The sequence below is a fragment of the Longimicrobium sp. genome, assembly GCF_036554565.1.
Lineage (GTDB): Bacteria > Gemmatimonadota > Gemmatimonadetes > Longimicrobiales > Longimicrobiaceae > Longimicrobium.
Genome location: NZ_DATBNB010000281.1, coordinates 1 through 2,423 on the forward strand (window position 1 = coordinate 1; position 2,423 = coordinate 2,423).

At 69.0% G+C, this 2,423-nt stretch carries 4 protein-coding genes; 3 read left to right on the forward strand and 1 reads right to left on the reverse strand.

Going from position 1 to position 2,423, the window contains the following annotated elements:
- The gene (locus VIB55_RS25640; RefSeq protein WP_414681244.1) at positions 1–171 is read left to right on the forward strand and encodes a hypothetical protein; all 171 of its coding nucleotides are present in this window, start codon (positions 1–3) and stop codon (positions 169–171) included.
- 89 nt (positions 172–260) lie between these two features.
- Here VIB55_RS25640 and VIB55_RS07545 read toward each other — a convergent pair whose 3' ends face one another.
- The gene (locus VIB55_RS07545) at positions 261–791 is read right to left on the reverse strand and encodes a hypothetical protein (protein WP_331876061.1); all 531 of its coding nucleotides are present in this window, start codon (positions 789–791) and stop codon (positions 261–263) included.
- Positions 792–984: 193 nt separating this feature from the next.
- On the opposite strand from VIB55_RS07545, the gene VIB55_RS07550 reads away from it, so the two are divergent.
- Together VIB55_RS07550 and VIB55_RS07555 are read left to right on the forward strand one after the other, a co-directional pair.
- Positions 985–1,320: a hypothetical protein gene (locus VIB55_RS07550; RefSeq protein ID WP_331876062.1), complete on the forward strand. Its 336-nt coding sequence runs from the start codon at positions 985–987 to the stop codon at positions 1,318–1,320.
- Between the two features lie 121 nt (positions 1,321–1,441).
- Entirely contained in the window at positions 1,442–2,326 is an 885-nt protein-coding gene (locus tag VIB55_RS07555) for a DUF72 domain-containing protein (protein ID WP_331876063.1), read from the forward strand.
- Positions 2,327–2,423: the final 97 nt, after the last annotated feature.

The window sequence follows — 2,423 nt, forward strand, 5'->3', positions numbered from 1 at the left end:
GTGCCGCAGGCGGAGCTGTACAAGTACGCCACTGCCCTTCGCTCCCTCACGCAGGGGCGCGCCACGCACACGCGCACCTTCCACGCGTACGAGGAGGTGCCGGGCCACGAGGTGCCGCGGGTGGTGGAGTCCGCCAAGAAAGAGCGCGAGGAGCTGGCGTCCACGCGATAACGTTGCTGTCGTCTCATACAACGCGACCGGCCCCGCCTCAAGGTTCGAGGCGGGGCCGGTCCGTCGTCTTCACCGCGACAACTGTGTTCTCACGGGAACAGCTGCACCCGCGGGATGTTGAACTCGCCCTTGGTGATCGAGAGTTGCGCACGAGCCCCGGCGGACGTCCCTCCCTCGGCCTCCATCTCGAACGAGCCCTCGATGCTGCTCGCGGTCAGGGCCGAAATCGTGAGGCGAAGCGACGTGGGGCGCACGTCGACCTCGGCAGGCCCGTCTTCCCTCATCGAGAACAGGATGAGTCCCATTTCGACCGGGCACTGGCTCATCGTTGCGCAGGTGATCGTGCCCACCTTGGGATCGAGGATGGTGAATGTGATGTCGTCGTAGTATCGCGGGTCCGCGAGGGTCCTGTAGGCCACCACGGACAGGTCGTCGTCCGTACTCTGTAAGTTGTAGGCGTATGCCGCGCTGGGAGCGCCTTTGCTCGGGCCGCCAGATGCCTGGAACACGCCGGTTCGCACGCCGGAATACGTGAACCGCAGTACGCCGGCCGGGGTGCCCGGGTCGGTGGGCTTGTCCTTGCACGCGCCGAGCGCAAGGAAAACGAGGGCGATGCCCACGAAACGCTGTACAGGATGCAAGGAGGTCCCGTGCGGAGTGTGGCTGGCGCGGGGCAGATTGAATTGTAGATGGCGGATGCAGTTTACCGCAACTGCCCGGGCCGGGCCGTGGGCCTCGCGCGAGTTGCCATCGGCGGACGTCCCGCGTATGGTGTCGCCCTTCGTTTCCGCATCTCTCGTATCTGGAGGACCCATGGCCCGTTTCGCCGCGATCCGCGGAAGTGTGATGGCCCTCGCCTGCGCGGCCGCGCTGGCCGCGTGCGCCAGGGAAGCCGAGCCCACCGACAACACTGTCAGCGCGGGCTCCGCCCCGCCGCTGCCGCTGACCGTCGACAGCGCGCCCTCCATGCAGCCCCCCGTGGCCACCGGCCCCGCTGCGGACACCGGTGCCGCCCCCGCGGTGCAGACGCCCGCGCCGTCGAACGTGCCCGCGTCCAGCAACGCGGCGGCCGAGGGCGGAGCGTCCACGGCCGCGCCGGCTACGCCGCCCGCCGCCGCGCCTGCCGATACGGGGCACGCGGACCACTGAAGAACGTCTCACGCGGAGGCGCGGAGAACGCGGAGGAACGGCCGAGGGTTCTCTTCCGTTCTCCGCGACCTCCGCGCCTCCGCGTGACCCCAGCGGTTTCATGTTTGCGGAAACGCGCGGCATGGACGAGCGACGCACGAGTGGAAGCACGTACGTGGGGATTTCGGGATGGACGTACGCCGGGTGGCGGGGCGTGTTCTATCCCGAGGGGCTGGCCCGCAAGCGCGAGCTGGCCTACGCCGCGTCGCGTCTGAACACCATCGAGATCAACGGCTCGTTCTACTCCCTTCAGCGTCCCACCAGCTACCGCTCGTGGTACGAGGCCACGCCCCCCGGCTTCGTCTTCGCCGTCAAGGGGAGCCGGTTCATCACGCACATGAAAAAGCTCAAGGACGTGGAGGTGGCGCTCGCCAACTTCCTGGCGTCCGGCGTGCTGCGGCTGGCGGAAAAGCTGGGGCCCGTTCTCTGGCAGTTCCCGGAGCGGATGCGGTTCGATGAGGAGCGCTTCGCCGACTTCCTGGCGCTGATCCCCAGGACACACGAGGAGGCGTCGCGGCTGGCGCGCGGCCACGACGCCCGGCTGGACGCGCGCGCGTGGACCGAGCCCGAGCACCAGGGCACCATCCGCCACGCCTTCGAGATCCGCCACCCGGGGTTTCTCTCGCCTCGCTTCGTAGACCTGCTGCGGGCCCACAACGCCGCCTTCGTGTTCGCCGACACGGCGGGGCGGTGGCCGTACGCGGAAGACACGACCAGCGACTTCGTGTACGTGCGCCTGCACGGGGCGGAGGAACTGTACGCCAGCGGATACAGCGACTCGCAGCTGGACTGGTGGGCGTCGCGCATCCGCGAGTGGCGCACCGGGTGCCATCCCCGGGACGCCATGTGCGTGGCGGATCGGGGCGCGGATGTACCCGGGGGACGCGACGTGTTCATCTACTTCGACAACGACGCCAAGGTGCACGCCCCCTTCGACGCGCTGCGCCTGGCCGAGCGCCTGCGCTGAAAGTTCAGGAAGGAGCGGAGCGTGGGTAACCGGCCCAAGCTTCGGTGCCGCGGACGCGCACGGGACTGGCTCCCTTCCCCCACGCAGTTCGTGGGGG

Bases quoted from the DNA above. Each gene is read 5' to 3' on its own strand.
- VIB55_RS07555 (WP_331876063.1), top strand. From the start codon at position 1,442: ATGGACGAGCGACGCACGAGTGGAAGCACGTACGTGGGGATTTCGGGA.
- VIB55_RS07550 (WP_331876062.1), top strand. From the start codon at position 985: ATGGCCCGTTTCGCCGCGATCCGCGGAAGTGTGATGGCCCTCGCCTGC.